Below are 16,918 nucleotides of genomic sequence, written 5' to 3'. Positions count from 1 at the left end.
GTACCGCTATCTCATAACGGCCGTTACGCCGCGACGCGTGATAGATGAAGTTTTGGCCACGACAATCAATCCGCCTAATATCACGAAAACCTTCACGCCTAAGCAGCCGCTCTCCTTCTCGGCAGCTTACTGGGTGACCGGAACTGATACCTCCTCCAGATCCAAAATCGATATGGATACTGATCGCGTTCGCAACCGTGGGCATGACAATTTCGGTTGCGGGCAGGCACAGAAACGCCGTCAGGATAATGGCAACGAAACGAGACATGCTTACCTCCTCGATGCTAGCGGCCTGGAGATTGGTCAAGCTAAGCGACGCAGGACCTCTCGGTCAATGTTTCCGGGACTTAGAGCCTTTGCCGTTTTGATCGAATCAATGGATTCGATCAAAACGGGATAAAAAGGCTCGATTACACATATCTGGAGCGCTTCCTTTTCGCGAAAGTCGAGCAGCTTTCGCGGGAAGCGCTCTGGGCAGCTTCCGCCATGGGAATCGCTGAATGTATTTCAGGGTGGTGGGCGCTATCAGAGCCGCCCGCTTTACCCCAGGCAGGCAGCCATGACTATCCCAGCAGCGCCTTCGAGCGCTTCGACTAATTCATATCCTGTGCTCCCAATGAGGTCGCGCACTTTTTCGCCGATCGCGGGAATTTCCTGAGCGTCCGGAGGGATCAGGGTCGAACCGCGCTGAACGAGAGTACCCTTCGCTCCACTCGAGTACAGATCCTCCGCGATATCGTGGCAATTGCCGGTGCCGATGACATGGGGGCTCTTGTCCTTCCATGCCTCACCGTCATTTTGTGGAGTGTCGACGGTCGCACCCCTATGCTGGGGGATGCGGGCCGATCAAGTCCAAATGGCGGCACGTCTCCGGGGATGCACAAAAGCAGCCCTATCCCGTTTCAAGCCTTGACGGCTGTTGCGCCGCGAGCGCTTTTGAAATTACCGAAAATCGTTCCCTTTTTTACGACGCTCAGATTGGGCGCAAGCTCCTGAAAGGCGAGAACTATCAGGTCCGGAAGTTCCGACTGGACAAGCCTGCGCATGGATCGGCGAATATCCATGCCCGTCAGTATGACTGGGCGCTGCTTCTTGACTGCGGAAAGATCGCCAACAGTGCCGCGCACGGCCTTCACGATCGTCTGCCGGTCATCCTCGGACATTTGTTCGCGGCGCTCGCGAATCTTCGAAGCCAGTTCCGAGTCCAGCAGATAGACCTCCAATGTATTGTGGCCATTTGTGTACTTGTGGGAAATGTAGCGCTTTAAGCACGCCCGAAGGAAGTTCACATAGTCGGTAGGAACCAGATCCCTGATCGTCTTGTCGCAATCGACGAGGGTGACATTGTTTGCATGGGGAAAGAACTCAACGTATCGATCAATATTCAGGTCTGTCGTGCCGTTGATGGACAGAAGACACTCGAGGACCGTCCGCAGATCCCTGATGGAAATCTGTTCATCCAGGACTTCCCTGAGGAGGCGGCAAAGTTCGCTGTCCGTGAACCTCAATCTGGTCTCCTCGACCAGAATGGGCAATGTTGCTGCAAGCGTATCGAGCATGTGCTGGGTGAGATCAAGCGTGAGAAATCTCGCCGCGTTCATCCGAATGAACCCGGAAAGCTTGGCCAACGGATCGTCAGCAGCACTTTCGTCGCCGGCCATAGAATACTCCTGGCCATTCAGCCCGAAGCGAAGCTGGTTCTCTGAAAGATGAGGATCAACGCTGACGGCCACTTCCGGGACGACGATTCCAAGCTCCTGGAAGAGCGTATCCTGCATGGATGCGAGGCGATCACGGAGTGCTGGATCATTGTCCGGTACCGAGAGGGTCAGAAAAAGGGCGGCGGAACTGGACGTGGCATCGTCCCAGCGCGCGTCCGCGTCCAAGCGCGGCGATGGACTCAAACGCCGGTTCCAGGAGAACGGCTTGCGCCCTTGAGTAGGCGGATCCAGCGTGATCTCCTTGCCGATTCGGCCTTGCGCAGTGTCATCCAGTTCATGCCGCGACAAGACGCAGATGTCAGGAAACTCAAATTCGACCAGTCTACGAACGAACGGCCTCAGGGTTGCGGCCTCCACGAGAATAACTGTCTGGGCGTTCGGCTGAACAACGGTCCGGATCGCCGAAAGGGCGTCCCTGCAACGTTGCGGCTCAAGGGCCAACACGGCCGAGGAAGGATTGCGATAGATCGAGTCGGCGATTTCGGCCTCGAAATGCCGGCCCAGAGGATGGATCGCATGACTTGCATCGTTGCCCGGCAGTCGGGAGCGAATCCCGGATAGCGAGCGAATGGCCTCGACGATATCCTGGAGATCGCCGGTCTCCGAATAGGCCTCTTCGAACTCGGTCAACAGCTGGGCGAAGGGCACTATCGGCACACCTTCGACAATGAGAGCCCTACATACCGAAACGAAGGCCGAATACATGCCCGGACGCCGGCGCATTCCCGTGCGAGCCTCGGGGTTTGCGGCATCCGTCAACTTCGCCACCTCCTGATGCCCGAGGAACTCGACGAGATTGCCCGTGATCACCGTCTCGAGGTGTCTGATGACGGAATCCATGCCGGAGGGTTTCGCCGTTCCGCTGGCAATCGGAATTTCCATAACGAGAATCGTATAGCTTCCGGGAGGAAGATTGCCAGCCTCGCTTCCGCGAAAGCGAACGCCTGGAATCGTGACACCGAAGCGTTCTCTGATCCGCGCTCTCATGCTTTCGACGAGCGCCAGAATGTCACGTGAAAGGTCGCTTCCTGCCGGACTGATGGCGGGCACCAGATCGTCGGCCACCTCGACATTGATCGGTGTGACCATCGCTTCCTTTGCAATCGCCCGCTCACCATAACGCAAGACAAGGTCGCGCTGCCTGTTCAGCCGTTGGATGCTTTCTTCGTATTGCCCAGATGGTCTAAGCCGGTTCGCTTCGCCGAACGCGGCGATTGCGTTCTCCAGCTCCACAAGCCGTTTCCCCGGGGTCTTCCGCCGCTCCCACGCGCCTGCGAGATTGCTGTGAATGATATTGTCATCGGGCTTGAGCTCGATCGCTTTGATATAGCGATCGATCGCACCTTGATAGTCGCCTCGTTCGTAGTGACTGTTCGCTTCCGCATTGAACAGCAAGGCCCGCTCCTTGCTATTGGCCTCCTTGTTGCCGTCAATTGAAAGCGCATTTGCCAGTTCTTTCTCCGCCTGTCGGAATTCCTTTCCGTCGCGATAAATGCCGGCTAGATACCGATGGCATCTCGCTTTGAGTTCATCGCCGACAGAACCGATAGCATCTTGATATAGGCGTATCGCTTCCTCGGGCTTTTCTTTGCTGACATAGTCCGAAGCGATGAGTTTCAGGATATCCAGCGCCGATTTGCTGTTGCGATTGGCGGCAAGAATCCCGATCACCTGCGCTTCGGCGTCTTTCGTTCGCCCGAGTCTCCACTGCATTTCGGCAGATTTCGCTCGCGCCAGGCAGGCCCAATCCGGCCACCATCGCGGTGCCCTGTCGTACCAGGTCATGGCATTCTGCCAATCCCGTTGCCGCTCATAATAGCCCGTCAGCCCCCAGTATCCGGCGTAGTTCTCGGGTGCAACGCCGATGGCTTTCGAATACGCCGCCACGGCCTCTTCCCTGTTGCCCTCTTTTTCGTGCAGGGCGGCAAGTGCGGTGTAGCCTCCAGGCCGCGTGGGCTCGAAGGCGACTGCCCTCTCGTACCATTGCCGTGCCTCGCCATAGGAGTCATTCCGCTCAAAAGCAAAACCCGCATCGCAATAGCTCTGGTACTCGTCTTCCGGGCTCACTATGGAGATCTTATTGACGAGTGGCGCAAGATCCTCCTTGTGCTTCCTGAAAAATCGCGGAAGTCCGTATAGATTCAGCAGACGTGCATATGCGGAGCTGTCGCCGGGATCGATCGAAGCAGCGGCTTTATATGTAGCTTCGGCCTCGCTGAGGGCCTCTTCGTATTCGAAGCATTCGCCAATTCCAACATGTCCGCGCGACGATGTCGGCAACAGTCTCATGGCGCGATTGTAGTGGGCCTTGGCCTGCTCGACGTCCTTGCCGTTGTGTTTCCAATAGTCGCCCAGGGCGCAAATGATGCGATCGTCTTCCGGGGCCAATTTCTCCGCACGATCAAGCAATGTCTTTGCCGCATCACCATCCTCAAAGTGATAGAGTTGAATCTCTGCGCACATGACGAGCAGGCTGGCTCTGGTCGATGTGCTCACGAATTCGGATGTAATAAGCCTTTCAACTGTGGCGTAGGTTTCTGGCCATCGCGCTTGATACATAAGGTGGGCCGCATTCCGGATACCCTTGCAGTCCTGTTTGTCCGAGAATGGAAAATGCTGGTCGCCTAGAGCGACAGCGAAGGCGAGGCGAAAGCGCGAAAAGGCGTCCGCCATTATTTCCACCCACTTCTTCCAGCCATCATCCGCAGAGCGTGCAAGTGATCGTTGTATCTGTTTACTTGCCGCAGCGACCAGAGCGTCTTGATAGCGAGTCCGCAAATCACCAAGCATCTGCCGCAAAGCAGGTGTCTCAGCCTTGCCGATCTCGTCGTCAATGGCATCCCAAAGGTCGAGCCAACGTTCGCTGAATGCGGCGCGAATCGTATCCAGGGTCCGCCGCGCCGCCACGCCGTCGACTGTCTGCCGGTCCGCTTCCTTTTCGGCTGTTTCAACCAGTTCAAGAAAGGCGACCTGCGTCAGCATTCAGTCTGACTCCCGAAGGTTAATCTGCGAGGTCGCCGCATCTTTACGGTTTTTCTCGGAAACACGTATGCTGGAGCCGGATTGCGAGGAGAAGCCGTCAGCGGGTCCGCTAATTGCCTCGGGTTCCGGGTCATCGTTGGCTGCCGCCTGCAAGCATTTGTCAAAGGCATCATCGATGGGAGTCACGAATGTACTGACAAAGGTAGGAGTAATCTGTTTCTTGGGATTCCAGTATCTGAATGCCTCATCAAACACGACGCAACCGTCGAGAAACAGTTCATACCGAGTCATCTTGGCTTTCAGCTTTATGTAGTTCTGCAATTGTGAGATGGCTAACTTGCGCAGTTTGGGCTGTATGAGCAGGAGAAAGTCGCTCTTTCTCTTTCCGCCCTGTGGATTTTTGGCCAGTATTATTCGATGCTCTCTAGCTATCGAGATGCAGGGGACCTGCAATTTTCCCAGCTTGTCCTTCGCCGCTTCACGAACCGTTCTTTTCAGCGTTGCCGCCAGCTGAGACAGCTCAATCTCCTCCTGATCTTCGGATTCATCGAACCGCAGGATTCTCAGAAGTTCGCTGGTGAAAATACTATTCTCGTCGTGTTCGCTTTCCCAAGACTCCTGACCAGCTTCGCAGGATGCTATGAAGTAAGGGCAGGCAGACTGAACGTCACCATATTGGTATCCGATGTTCGCAGATTTCGAGCCGTCCTTTGTCGTCATGCCGCCGGCATGACATGCGTCGAGTAGGAAGACCAGCTGTGTTGTCTCTTGCTGCAACTCGGCAAGAAAGCCCGTGAGTTCCTTGTCCCAAAGGGCAGTGGCGCGCAGCATGTTGCGATCAGCGTCAGAGGGCACCAGATAATTGCGCCCCTTGTAGTCAACCGTGCCATGCCCGGAGAAAAAAATGAGGGCAATTGGAGCGCAGCCGTTTGCTTTCGACTCTTCACACTCTTTTCTTAGGTTCTCCAGCCCAACCCTAATACTTCGCAAAGTGGCATCTTTGTCCACTAGCTTGGAAACCTGCCAGTCTTTCGACTGGAGTTCCTTTTTGCCGAGGAACTCAGCGAACTTTTCCGCGTCGTTGCGCGCACAACGCAAATTCAGGAACTTGTCCTGCGGGTAGCTGATTACCTCGCCCGGCCTGCCCGGCTTGACGCTTATCCCATTGTCATGGTTGCCCACGCCAATGACGAGGGCGAAGGCCTCGGCGGGAAGTGACGGTGGTTGGATTTTCGTTGAGTCGTCCCAGTCCGTCATCTGGAAGTATGGTTCCGGAATGCTTGAATCCTGTTTGCGCAACGCGTCCAGTTCGTCCTTGACCCGATCGGTCACTCTCTTCATGTCGGGGAGCCAGCGAGGAGCATTCGGAGGATCAGATAAGATACTGTCCAGCAACTCGCTGTCGGACATTGCGTCGATCACATGCGTCGAGAACAAGCCACGGCCCTGCAGGCCAAGGTTCTTTGCGGGCTGACCGGGCCGCGCAGCTAAGAAAACGAACTGGCTATTTTTCTTGCTCCTACCGAGCGGTCTCTTGCTTGTTGGAATCCCGGCGTATTGCAGATCCTCCTCGTGAAGGCTGCAGGCATCGACGATGACAATCTGCCGCCGGCAGTTTGCAAAGGCGCTGGTCTTGAAGCTTGCCAAAAGGTTATCGAGATACAGGTTTCGCTTTTGCTCTATCGTGGCATCAGCAAAAAACAACCGGTGACCCGTGTGATCGTCCTCCCGGTGCGTTACGCCGTGGCCGGCCCAGAAAATGATGATCAGGTCCGCAGCAACCTTGGCGAGTTTTTCAATGGCTTTGTCTATCTCTGTACTGGTCGCCGATCTATCGTGATCAATCTCCGACGGAAGCTTGTCGATCTGTGCCTTACTGTCGTCCTCGAGGGATAGAAACAGCTGGATCTGTTTGGGTGGAACGTTCCTATCGTGCAGCCACTGGCAAAAGGCGACAGCATCCGCCACGGGTCCGCGCAGCTTGTTCCATTTGTCGCCGGCGTCGTATTTCTCGATACCGACCACAAGCGCATGAGTTTTCTTGGGGTCAATCGGCGCATCGATCATGGCAACACGTCCATAATTTTCGCCCAGACCTCGGGATTAGTCCAATATGCACTATGGGAGTAAGGAAAGGACTGGCGGTTGTTGACTTTGTGATCCTCCACCTGACCCGGAAAAATGCATTCTGCGACATAGCTGAGGAAATCGCGCGGGTCGTAGATGTTGAGCCATTTCTTCGGAAAGTGGGACGGCAGAGGCGATCCAAAGGCGAGCGAACGAAGGGCACCGATCTCATAGAGAAATGGTGCTTGCGAACCGACAGTGACCAGCAAGTCGATGCCGCAGGGCTTTTCGACCAGCAGGTCGACGCTGGCAATGCCGCCGAGGCTGTGGGCGAGCAGCACACGGGGAGCGCTGGCCCCCTGAACACGCTCTTCGATTCGCTCTCGTATGGTCTTACCGCATGCTTGGTACAAAAGGATATCGCCGGCGGCCGGATAGGCAGAATCGGTTATGGCGCCGCGCTTGCGCTGCACATACCACGACGCCACGGAGGCGGCCTGGCCGCCCAGCTGCCGCTTGAGCCAGTCTCCGACGACTCCCATTTCCTGCCCGCCCAGTTCTTCGATCAGGAGTTTCTCGACGACATCGCGCAAGGACGCGTCGCTGGCAATCCTGGGGACGCCGTCTTGCTGCTGAGTCTCGACTATCGATTGGGCGATCAGTGCGCGTGCGATCGCACCACGGTGCTCGGCGAGACCGGCAGGCGCTGCCGCGAGCGCGTCCTGATAGACGTCGGTGCCAGTCACCGCCGTGCGGGCGGTCTCGAATGTTTGGTCAATTCCGCCTTGCGCAAGCTTGGAACGGAGGTCTGGGGTGAGTTGAAACTCGCGCCCGCGTTGCGCCAGTTGGGCGCCAGGTGGCAACTCCCCCGGGGAAAACTCGCCATCGGTGCTCTTCCGCAAGCTGAGGAGTCGAAGCTCATACAGGGGATCGTCATAGAGCTTCCCCCAGAGCGCGATCAGATAGTCTTCATCGGTCGCATAATCTGCCGCGCCGATATCAGCGACGGCGCGCGTCGTATCATATTCAGGGATCGATGCGCCCTTCTTGTTCAGGACGCTACCGAGATCCCCCCAGTAGCATTCAGCAAGCGTGATGCGTTCGTGTCCCGCTAGGGCCTCCTGCACCTCCTTGAGCGCCGCGTCATAGGCCTTTCTGCGAACCCCCGTCCCATGAACGAACACCAGGGTCGTCATTGGATTCACCGCTCACGATCAATCTCGGCCCGACGCAATTCAAGATTTTGCCGCAATCAGGCAATCTTGGCAACAAGCCCCTTCAGCGCCCCTTGTGGCATGAGTCGGAATAGGTCGGAGATTTGGTCTGTCGGTGAAGACAGGGGGGCAGGCGCGGTGTTGGGATAGACACACGCGCCACATCCTGGCGCTTCAAGTTATCGGTCTAACCGATTGAAATCATTGGCGACCCCGAGAGGATTCGAACCTCCGGCCCTCAGATTAGGAATCTGATGCTTAAAGGTTTCACGGAGTAGCGCGCTGGTGCACCCAGTCGTACGTCCGCTGATTTTCCTTGCAAATCGCAACTCTTGGTATCAGATTTCGTCTCAGGGGACAACACCAAAGCGCAGCGATCTTGTTGTCCCGGTGTTGTCCCCGGAGTCAGCAGGGGAAATCAATGGTCCGAAAGATGCTCACCGACCGAGGCCTGAAGGCCTTGAAGTCGGCGCCACCCGGTAAGCGCCAGATAATCTGGGATGCCGCTGTTCCGGGGTTTGGCATACGCATCACCGACAGGGGTCACCACTCTTTCGTTTTGTGCGTTCGTTATCCAGGCAGCCGGTATCCGACACCCAAGAGCCTGGGCGATGTTGGTTCGATCAGCCTTGAGCAAGCCCGCAATAAGGCGCGCCAGCATCTGGAGCTGATCCAGCGGGGCATCGACCCCAAGGTTGACGCCGAGCGGAGACGGCAGGCCGAGCTGCGAAAGCAACAGCACAGCTTCGAAAGCGTCGCCGAGGCGTTTATCGCCAAGCATGTGAGCAAGCTGCGCACCGCCGACGATGTCGCCCGCGATCTGCGGAACGAGTTTGTCAAGCGATGGGGGAAGCGGCCGATCAGCGAGATCGACCGCCATGACGTTGCGGCCGTGATTGAGGCCAAGGTGAACGCCGGTGCGCCGTACCGGGCTAGAACACTATTCGCCTACGTCAGGAAGTTGTTCGGCTGGGCCGCCGCCCGCGGGACGTATGGCATCGAGGTCAATCCCTGCTCCCTGCTGAAACCATCCGACCTAGTCGGCGCGCCCGCCATCCGGCAGCGCATCCTGACCGAACCGGAGTGGCGGGTGCTGTGGAAGGCGACAGGCGAACTCAGGTATCCATTGGGCGATTTGGTCCGAGTCCTGGCGCTCACCGGCGCCAGGTTGCGCGAGATTTCGGAGGCTACGTGGTCCGAGGTCGATTTCGACAAGAAACTGCTCACGCTGGCGCCCGAGCGCATGAAGGCCGACGCTGCGCATGTGATCCCGCTGACGGATAGCGTCATCGAGATTTTCAAGGGCTTGCCGAGCCACGACGGATATCTGTTCAAGGGCAGGCGCCGCAGGGGTGAAGGCGACGTGCCAGTATCGGGCTTCTCCAAAATGAAGCGCCGGTTGGATGCGCTCATGCTCGAGGAAATCAAACTTACCGAGTGGCGCGTCCATGACATTCGCAGGTCGATGCGCACCGGCCTCTCGGCGCTGGGGGTCCAGGATCGTATCGCTGAGATGACAATCGGACACCGGGTCCAAGGTCTCCACAAGGTCTATGATCTGCATTCCTTCCTCAACGAGCGGCGCGAGGCCCTCAAGCGCTGGGAGAAGCATCTGCTCGGCATCGTCGAGCCGCGGCCGAACGTGGTGCCGTTCCTCGGGAAGGCGGACACATGAAGAAGGGAGACAAGCGAAAGGTCGCAAAGCTCAAATCCGACGACCAGGAGGATGCTGCCTTGAAGCGGACCGTGGCTTACCTTCGCGATCACATCGATGACATAAGGCCGGACCCGGTAAATGGTCGCCGGGGATTGCGCCATGCTGGCGTGGAGCTGTTCAAGGAAATGCACAAGGTTGTTGGTGCTGAGCAAGCGGAAAGCGCGATGCTAGGCTGGATTTACCATGCTCTCCGCGGAGATGAGTTCAGCCACGATCTAATTATGGGGACAGCCGCGGATCACATCCTGTCCGGCAGAGCGGTCCCCGAAACACTTCGCGCCTATGTCGTTAAAACCATGCTTCGGCCACCGAACTACCGAAAGCTAGGTCGCAATCGATATACCCTGGCAGGGCGAGACGTCACCATAGGCATGTTAGTTGCGGATCTTTGCCGCGACTACGGAATCAATCCGACCAGGAACCCTTTAAACGAAGCGGTGATGTCGGGCTGCTCGATTCTCAGCAAGGCTCTTGCTGAGATTGGCTCGCCCATGACCGAGGGCGCCGTTGAGAAGGTGTGGAACAGGATGGTTCGGATGATGAAAGAAACAATGGCGCGAAATTTGTCAGACGAACGGGCTGCGCGAAGCTGATATGCAGATCATCGCCTCTTAACAAGATGAAGCGATGACATGACCCTTCAAACTGACGACGATCCCCCTCGCATCAAGCAACGTGTGGCCGAGCAGAAAGCCGAAACGGATCGGAGAAATGCCGAGAACGGTGCGGCCAATGACCCGCATCACGGCCACCCTGGCGAATTTCTGACAGCGGACGAAGTGTGTGTGATGATCGGCGGGCGGCAACGCCCAATCAGCCGGGCAACCCTTTACCGTCTTATCAAGCTCGACATCATCTCGCCGCCCGAACATCCGAGCCCGGGCATCAGTCGTTGGCGCCGCGGTAAGACTCGCGCCGAGATTGATGCGCGCGCCGCGGCCCAGAGCGGGGGAGGCCAGTGATCCGCCGTGGTCCAGGCGGGCCTGATGGGGATTTCGTCTGCGATCTTCCTGAACGCGATGGTCTCGAAAAAACCCCTCACGCCATTACTGGCAAGGAAGTCACCGAGCCGGCGATGGAGGCGCGACCCCTTCGCGTCTTGATCGAGCTTTGCGGCCACGGCGCTCGCGGCCCCAGGTTCTTGGTCAGGATGAACGGGCCGGATGGCATGGTCATCGTCGAAACCTCGACCGAGCCCCCGTTCGATTCCGCCCGGGTTCTGATGTCGACGGGTTTCACCGGCAAGATCGAGATGTGGGATGTCGTTCGGCCGTTTGCTCGCATAAGGAGCGACATCGAGCTCATCGCAGGCATGACTGTTAGTGGAGGTGACGCCGGCATTGCCCTTCGCAGGTATGTGGAGCGCACCGTAGGGGGCGATTTCGAGGGCGAGGGCACATCAGGCGCCCGAAATGAAAGCGGCCGTCCTAGACTCGTTTTGCAGGGTGCTGGCGATGGCGACATAGCTAACCTCGATCTCCACATCGCCCCCGGCACTTTGGCCAGATCGTCGGCAAGAACGGCGGTGGCGGCATGACCCACCAATCTTATGCGGCGAGCCCCATAAAGCGCTCCAGGGCCACCCGGGCCGATATGGAGGAACGTGCCGCCTTTATGATCGACTATGCGAAGCGCTGTGGGCCTGTGACGGTTCGTGGCCTCTACTACCAGTGCGAAGTCCATGGTCTCCCCGGCATCGACAAGACGGAAGCCGGCTATGACAAGGTGCAGCGCCAGGTGCTCTCCCTTCGCCGTCAAGGGCGCATGTCCTATGACTGGATTGCCGATGCCACGCGGTGGATGCTCAAGCCGCATTCCTTCGATGGGGCGAAGGCGGCAATTGCGGCGGCGGAGGCATCCTACCACAAGGACCTCTGGATCGACGCCGACAGCTGCTGCGAGATATGGTGCGAAAAGGACGCCATCAGCGGCGTCATCTTGCCCGTGACCGAGCTCTACGACGTGCCCTTGATGGTGACGCGCGGGTTCTCGTCGGAGACCTTCTGCTTCGAGGCCATAGCGGCGCGCGAGCACGACCGACGCCCATACCATGTCTATTACCTGGGCGACTTCGACCGTGCCGGCAGGGACGCTGCTCGCTCCCTACGGGACAAGCTGAATCGGTTCGCCTCAGAAAAGGACGTCTCGGTCGTCTTCGAACAGATCGCTGTCGATGTCGCGCAGATCAACGCCTTCAAGCTGCCGACACGCGAACCCAAGCGCAAATCGCCGGCTGACCGAGCTTGGCCTTATGACTTCGCCTGCGAGTTAGATGCCCTGCCGCCCGACACGATGCGCGACATCGTCGAGGAGGCCATCAACCGGCACTTGCCGGCCCACCGGTTGAACATCCTCAAAACCGCTGAAGCAAGCGAGCGGGCATTCCTTAAGAGCTGGGCTTCTGCCGCCCTTAAACCAGGAGCGAGCTGATGAGCAAACGGCGTCACAGGACCGCAATAGCCGACGAGGAAGTGTCATGACCATCGATTTCGCCGAAATCAGTCGCGCAGCGCTCAATCAGTTGCCCGTACTGTTGCGGCGGTGGCTGCCGGACGGACAGCTGGCAGGCCGGGAATACACCGCACGCAATCCGACTCGTGTTGATCGACGACCTGGTTCCTTCCGTGTCAATATCGCGACCGATCGCTGGGCTGACTTTGCCACTGGCGAGAAGGGTGGCGACGTGGTGAGCCTTGCCGCTTATCTAGGAGGGTTACGGCAAGCGGAAGCGGCGCGCCGTCTCGCCAATATGCTCGGCACGGACACGCGGCGATGACAGACGACGTGGACACCAATTTTGCCCCGCTGCAAGGTGAGTGGCGTCCGATTCTGCCAGCGCCTGTTCCGCCACCGCCCCATCCAGAGCATCCGCGGCGTGGCCGCCCATCTCATATATGGACTTACCGCGAACCATACGGTGCCGTTCTGTTCCTCGTATGCCGCTTTGAAGAGCCGGACGGCCAAAAGGAATACTCCCTGCTTACCTATGGCGTGCTTGATGGCCGAGCGGGCTGGCATTGGAAGGCGCCGCCGGCGCCACGTCCCTTGTACGGTTTGGACCGGCTTGCCGCACGCCCGGATGCGCCTGTGATCGTCTGCGAGGGCAGGATCTGGACTCTTGGGTGGAGGCGGGAGGAGGCGGGAGGTCGCGTTACTAGCACCGCACAAGCCGCTGAGGCGGCGTGATGCACGCTGAAGCCCTCGCCAAGGCCCTAGGCGGGCGCAAAGTCGGCGCCTCCTGGATGGCGCCGTGTCCGGCGCATGACGACCGCGCACCGAGCCTCTCGATCACCGATGCCCGAAACGGAAAAGTGCTGGTTCGCTGCCATGCCGGATGCGATCAGCGCGGCGTGATCGCCGCGCTTAGGGAACGCGGCATCTGGGATGGCGGCGAGCGACGGCCGATCCGATACTTGTGTAAGCCACTGCCCGAGCCCGACCTTGCGGTCATGAGGCGAACGGAAGCGGCCCTTGCCATTTGGCGAAACTCGGAATCGGCGGGGGGAACGCCCGTCGAGGCTTATCTGCGATCGCGAGGGCTCACTCTTCCGGTGCCGGCTTCTATTCGCTTTCATGCCGGACTGAAGCATCCCGCGGGTGGCGTCTGGCGGACGATGGTGGCGCTGGTGACGCAAGGCACTGATGGCAAGCCGACCGGCCTTCACCGCACATTTTTGACACGCGACGGAAGTGCGAAAGCTCCGGTTCGGCCGGCGAAGATGATGCTTGGAACGTGTCGCGGCGGCGTTCTCCGTCTTGCCGAACCCCGACGCATCCTGATGGTCGGCGAGGGGATCGAGACCAGCTTTTCCGTGATGCAGGCGACATGCCTTCCGGCATGGGCTGCTCTCTCGACCTCGGGCCTTCGCGCTCTCGACCTGCCGCGCGAGGTTCGCGACGTGATCGTGCTCGCCGATGGCGACGATCCGGGCGAAGCGGCTGCGCAAGATTGTGCCTGGCGCTGGAAGTCAGAGGGTCGGCGCGTGCGAATTGCCCGTCCGCCGCGAGGCATGGACTTCAACGATCTGCTGGTGCGTCAGGCGCTTCCTATCGAGGAGGCTGAGCAATGAGTATTCCGAATACTCCCGGAAATGATGACGCGATCCGCACGGCCATTGTCGATGCGGAGGAAGTCCGCAATCCGCTTGACGATCTCGTCGAACGGACGAGGGCTGAGCCCAGCGCCGCCTTTGCTCCCGAAATACTCGAACGGCTCAGCGCGATGAAGCGAGGTCATCCCGCGACCTTCGAATCGCTCCGGGCGCAATTGAAAAAGGCCGGATGCCGGGTGACGGCCCTCGATGACGCGATCGCCGAGGAAAGCGGCGAAGCCGGCGGGCGCCCCCCGACGCAGGCTGACACTCTGATCGAGCTCGCGCAATCGGCCGAACTGTTCCACGCATCAGATGGAACCGGATTTGCCGACCTCGACATCAACGGCCACAGAGAGACCTGGCCGATCCGCGGAAAGGGCTTTCGGCGGTGGCTTGCCCATCGCTTTTTCGAGGCCACTGGTGGAGCGCCGAGCTCCGAAGCGTTGCAATCGGCCCTCAACGTGATCGAGGCCAAGGCCCATTTCGATGCGCCCGAGCGTATCGTACATGTTCGCGTTGGCGGGCAAGACAGGCGGCTTTATCTCGACCTCTGCAACGACACATGGCAGGCGGTTGAAATCGATCCAGACGGCTGGCGGATAATTGCCAATCCGCCGGTGCGCTTTCGTCGCGCTGCCGGAATGCAGGCGCTACCGGCGCCGATTCCGGGTGGTTCGGTCGAAGCGTTGCGATCGTTTCTCAATGTCCGCTCCGTTAGCGACTTTGTGCTCGTTATCGCTTGGGTATTCGCCTGCTTGCGCAACCGCGGTCCCTATCCGGTGATGGTATTGTCCGGCGAGCAGGGCTCGGCTAAGTCTACCTTCGCGGCATTACTGCGAGCACTGCTCGACCCCAACACCGCGCCTTTGCGGGCTTTGCCGCGCGACGATCGGGACTTGTTCATCGCCGCAAGCAATGGCCATATGCTTGCCTTCGACAACGTTTCGGGTCTGCCAGCATGGCTTTCCGATACGTTCTGCCGTTTGGCCACCGGCGGCGGTTTCGCAGTCCGTCAGCTCTATACCGACCAGGACGAGGTGCTGTTCGACGCCACCCGGCCGGTGATCCTCAATGGCATTGAGGACTTTGTGACGCGGCCCGACCTTGCGGACCGTGCCCTGCTCCTGACCTTGGAACCAATATCCGAGGAACGCCGTCGGCCCGAACAGGAGTTGTGGGCAACGTTTGAGGCCGAGCGCCCGCGCATTCTCGGCGCGCTTCTTGACGCGGTGGTTACGGGTCTAGCGATGCTGCCGCACATCCGACTCGAACGGCTGCCGCGCATGGCCGACTTCGCGCTTTGGGCGAGGGCCTGCGAAATGGGGCTTTGGCCCGAGGGCACGTTCGAGTCGGCCTATTGGGGCAACCGCGACGAGGCGGTGGAAGGCGTGATCGAGGCGGATCCGATCGGCGCCGCCGTGCGGACGTTGATGATGTCACGGACGGAGTGGACGGGCACCGCTTCGGAGCTTCTGGGCGCCCTGGCTGGGATTGTGGGTGAACGCATCGCCAATTCCAAGCCTTGGCCGGACAGTCCTCGGGCACTCTCGGGCCGCTTGCGCCGGGTAGCACCCTTTCTGCGCAAGATTGGGGTTGCGATCAGTTTCGACCGCGAAGGCCGAGCACGGACCCGCACTATCCACATCAACAAGACTGAACCGCAATTACCAGACGAGGAAGGGGTGCGACGGTCCGCATCGTCCGCATCGTCCGCGCATCGGCCGATGATCAATCCCGTCAACGGCTTCAGTTCGGGCGGCGCGCGGGCGGTCGCCGCTCAGGCGGACCGTTCGAGCAAGAGCGATGATTCGATCGTCCGTGACAACTCCTTGAGATCCAGGACCGCGGACGGTACGGACGGTGCGGACGCAAAAAATCTCAAGGGGACCCCGCTGGTAGCGCCGACAGACCCTGAGAGCGTGACGGCAAGCAGGGACCGTGTCGAGCGGCAGGCCGATGACTGGCCGGAGATGCCGCATTTTCTTCGCCGACCGTTTAATAGAACGGTGGAAGGCAGGAGCGACGAGCAACCCGCACAGATCGAGACGACTGGGATCGAGGCAGGCTCCTCGTAATCAAGAGGGTCGGAATCCAAACGTAATGGGAATTCTCACGATGAACGATGTCCGGGATGCAGAAGGCGGGGTGGAGCAAGATGACGATGAGTGATGCCTCCCCGGCGTGCGACCGCTAATTTCACTCATGAGGCGGCCGGTCAGATGGGCAAACGATCCAACTTCGAACGCCGCGAGGCCGATTTCTATTCGACGCCACGGGCAGCAGTGTTCCCGCTGATCCCGCATCTTCGCGGCATAAAGTGCTTTGCCGAACCCTGCTGCGGCGACGGCACCTTGGTGAGACATCTAGAAGGGTTCGGCCTGCGCTGCGTCTATGCCGGCGACATCCGCACCGGCCAGGATGCGCTCAAGATCCACCATTACGGCGAGATCGATGCCATCATCACGAACCCGCCCTATACCCGCCCGGTCATGCATGCGCTGATCGAGCATTTCGCGAAAACCGCGCCAACTTGGCTCCTGTTAGAATATGATTGGACAGCAACCAAGCAGGCGCAGCCTTTCATGAGGACGTGCAGCAATATAGTTGTGATTGGCCGCCTGAAATGGATTCCCGGCACGAGATACAGTGGCAAGGATAACTTCGCCTGGTGCCGTTTCGATGCACGCCATGACAGTGGCCCAATCCTCCACAATGGCGAGCTCCCTTCCACGCGGCGGACGCGGTTGTGCGATGGTTGCGGCGGATCCTACCGGCCACACCGTTCTGATTCTAAGTTCTGTTCGGACCGCTGCCGGCAACACGTCCATCGTCAGCGGTTAAGCGTGACACAGCCGTGACAACGCCGGTTCCCCCGGCGCGTGCTCATAATGATGACGGGAACTGCCTCGCTGCGAAGACGGCGTCTACCGCGCCAGATCTCCCCCACAATAAATACAATGTATGGGACCGCGGACCGTCGCGGGCCAGACCCATCGATTTCCCAACAGCCGTCGCACGACACATTGCGCTCGTGTCGTGCTAAGATGATTCTAGATTTGGCTTCACTCGACTAGGGCTGTGACGAGTGCGATGGGCGTCTGACAGATCGGTTGCGAGAGCGCT

The 16,918-nt window shown here is 59.1% G+C and carries 12 protein-coding genes; 9 read left to right on the top strand and 3 right to left on the bottom strand.

Features of this window, described 5'->3' with window-relative positions; genetic code table 11:
• Window positions 1-902: 902 nt before the first annotated feature.
• The 3 genes from G5V57_RS05320 to G5V57_RS05310 are packed head-to-tail and all read right to left on the bottom strand — an operon-like array spanning window position 903 to window position 7,966.
• Window positions 903-4,703, bottom strand: coding sequence for an FHIPEP family type III secretion protein (locus G5V57_RS05320; RefSeq protein ID WP_165166523.1), 3,801 nt, complete (start codon window positions 4,701-4,703; stop codon window positions 903-905).
• Complete coding sequence (locus G5V57_RS05315; protein ID WP_165166522.1) at window positions 4,704-6,770, bottom strand: caspase family protein; 2,067 nt, start codon at window positions 6,768-6,770, stop codon at window positions 4,704-4,706.
• Complete coding sequence (locus G5V57_RS05310) at window positions 6,767-7,966, bottom strand: hypothetical protein (RefSeq protein ID WP_165166521.1); 1,200 nt, start codon at window positions 7,964-7,966, stop codon at window positions 6,767-6,769. Before G5V57_RS05310 ends, G5V57_RS05315 begins: the two co-directional genes overlap by 4 nt.
• 439 nt (window positions 7,967-8,405) lie before the next feature.
• Between G5V57_RS05310 and G5V57_RS05305 the strand changes: the two genes are divergently transcribed.
• The 9 genes from G5V57_RS05305 to G5V57_RS05265 all read left to right on the top strand — a co-directional run bounded on the left by G5V57_RS05305 (window position 8,406) and on the right by G5V57_RS05265 (window position 16,653).
• Window positions 8,406-9,659, top strand: a complete 1,254-nt coding sequence (locus G5V57_RS05305) for a site-specific integrase (protein WP_165166520.1) — start codon at window positions 8,406-8,408, stop codon at window positions 9,657-9,659.
• Window positions 9,656-10,294 (top strand): hypothetical protein, encoded by a 639-nt coding sequence (locus G5V57_RS05300; protein ID WP_165166519.1) that lies wholly within the window; start codon window positions 9,656-9,658, stop codon window positions 10,292-10,294. Before G5V57_RS05305 ends, G5V57_RS05300 begins: the two co-directional genes overlap by 4 nt.
• 39 nt (window positions 10,295-10,333) lie before the next feature.
• Window positions 10,334-10,663: an AlpA family transcriptional regulator gene (locus G5V57_RS05295; protein ID WP_165166518.1), complete on the top strand. Its 330-nt coding sequence runs from the start codon at window positions 10,334-10,336 to the stop codon at window positions 10,661-10,663.
• The gene (locus G5V57_RS05290; protein ID WP_165166517.1) at window positions 10,660-11,238 is read left to right on the top strand and encodes a hypothetical protein; all 579 of its coding nucleotides are present in this window, start codon (window positions 10,660-10,662) and stop codon (window positions 11,236-11,238) included. Before G5V57_RS05295 ends, G5V57_RS05290 begins: the two co-directional genes overlap by 4 nt.
• Window positions 11,235-12,131: a hypothetical protein gene (locus tag G5V57_RS05285; protein WP_165166516.1), complete on the top strand. Its 897-nt coding sequence runs from the start codon at window positions 11,235-11,237 to the stop codon at window positions 12,129-12,131. The genes G5V57_RS05290 and G5V57_RS05285 overlap by 4 nt, the downstream gene beginning before the upstream one ends.
• A 46-nt stretch (window positions 12,132-12,177) precedes the next feature.
• Window positions 12,178-12,477 carry a hypothetical protein gene (locus G5V57_RS05280; RefSeq protein ID WP_165166515.1) on the top strand — a complete coding sequence of 100 codons (300 nt, stop codon included), beginning with the start codon at window positions 12,178-12,180 and terminating at the stop codon, window positions 12,475-12,477.
• A 409-nt stretch (window positions 12,478-12,886) separates the two neighbouring features.
• Complete coding sequence (locus G5V57_RS05275) at window positions 12,887-13,771, top strand: toprim domain-containing protein (protein ID WP_165166514.1); 885 nt, start codon at window positions 12,887-12,889, stop codon at window positions 13,769-13,771.
• Window positions 13,768-15,870 carry a hypothetical protein gene (locus G5V57_RS05270; RefSeq protein WP_246737537.1) on the top strand — a complete coding sequence of 701 codons (2,103 nt, stop codon included), beginning with the start codon at window positions 13,768-13,770 and terminating at the stop codon, window positions 15,868-15,870. Before G5V57_RS05275 ends, G5V57_RS05270 begins: the two co-directional genes overlap by 4 nt.
• Before the next feature lie 144 nt (window positions 15,871-16,014).
• On the top strand, window positions 16,015-16,653 hold the full coding sequence (locus G5V57_RS05265) for a hypothetical protein (RefSeq protein WP_246737536.1): 639 nt from the start codon (window positions 16,015-16,017) through the stop codon (window positions 16,651-16,653).
• Window positions 16,654-16,918 lie beyond the last annotated feature (265 nt).

Source organism: Nordella sp. HKS 07, from assembly GCF_011046735.1.
GTDB lineage: Bacteria > Pseudomonadota > Alphaproteobacteria > Rhizobiales > Aestuariivirgaceae > Taklimakanibacter.
This window is presented reverse-complemented; position numbering and strand designations above follow the sequence as displayed.

Bases quoted from the DNA above. Each gene is read 5' to 3' on its own strand.
- G5V57_RS05315 (WP_165166522.1), bottom strand. From the start codon at position 6,770: ATGATCGATGCGCCGATTGACCCCAAGAAAACTCATGCGCTTGTGGTC.
- G5V57_RS05305 (WP_165166520.1), top strand. From the start codon at position 8,406: ATGGTCCGAAAGATGCTCACCGACCGAGGCCTGAAGGCCTTGAAGTCG.
- G5V57_RS05285 (WP_165166516.1), top strand. From the start codon at position 11,235: ATGACCCACCAATCTTATGCGGCGAGCCCCATAAAGCGCTCCAGGGCC.
- G5V57_RS05320 (WP_165166523.1), bottom strand. From the start codon at position 4,703: ATGCTGACGCAGGTCGCCTTTCTTGAACTGGTTGAAACAGCCGAAAAG.
- G5V57_RS05310 (WP_165166521.1), bottom strand. From the start codon at position 7,966: ATGACGACCCTGGTGTTCGTTCATGGGACGGGGGTTCGCAGAAAGGCC.
- G5V57_RS05265 (WP_246737536.1), top strand. From the start codon at position 16,015: ATGGGCAAACGATCCAACTTCGAACGCCGCGAGGCCGATTTCTATTCG.
- G5V57_RS05280 (WP_165166515.1), top strand. From the start codon at position 12,178: ATGACCATCGATTTCGCCGAAATCAGTCGCGCAGCGCTCAATCAGTTG.
- G5V57_RS05270 (WP_246737537.1), top strand. From the start codon at position 13,768: ATGAGTATTCCGAATACTCCCGGAAATGATGACGCGATCCGCACGGCC.
- G5V57_RS05300 (WP_165166519.1), top strand. From the start codon at position 9,656: ATGAAGAAGGGAGACAAGCGAAAGGTCGCAAAGCTCAAATCCGACGAC.
- G5V57_RS05275 (WP_165166514.1), top strand. From the start codon at position 12,887: ATGCACGCTGAAGCCCTCGCCAAGGCCCTAGGCGGGCGCAAAGTCGGC.
- G5V57_RS05295 (WP_165166518.1), top strand. From the start codon at position 10,334: ATGACCCTTCAAACTGACGACGATCCCCCTCGCATCAAGCAACGTGTG.